A 307-nucleotide genomic window follows, 5' to 3' on the forward strand; every position below is an offset into this window, starting at 1 on the left:
TGGTCGTCTTGACCCCACGAATCGCCTCAAGCCCCACCTTCGCCTTGAAGCTCGCCGAAAAGGTCTTACGATTCCTCACTGTCGCTCTCCTCGTTAATGTGCGAGGCGATATAACTTAAATCCGTGTCCAATTTTCGGGGTCCACTATACTCGGCGTCGGCGACAGTCGCGCGCAGATTGCCTGGCCGTTTCGACTGGTGATGGACCTCATGCTGAAGACAGTGCTCGAGGCCAAGGCGGAGCAGGAGCAGCTGGTCATGGCGAGCGGGCTCGACTGGGTCATCGTGCGTCCCGGCGGACTCACCGA

1 protein-coding gene is annotated in these 307 nt (G+C 59.3%); it reads left to right on the forward strand.

Annotated elements, in window-relative coordinates:
* Positions 1-146: 146 nt before the first annotated feature.
* Positions 147-307 (forward strand): NAD(P)H-binding protein (locus G3480_RS28880; protein ID WP_338114249.1); only part of this gene is annotated, 161 nt, incomplete at its 3' end.

Source organism: Thiorhodococcus mannitoliphagus (assembly GCF_010915725.1).
Lineage (GTDB): Bacteria > Pseudomonadota > Gammaproteobacteria > Chromatiales > Chromatiaceae > Thiorhodococcus > Thiorhodococcus mannitoliphagus.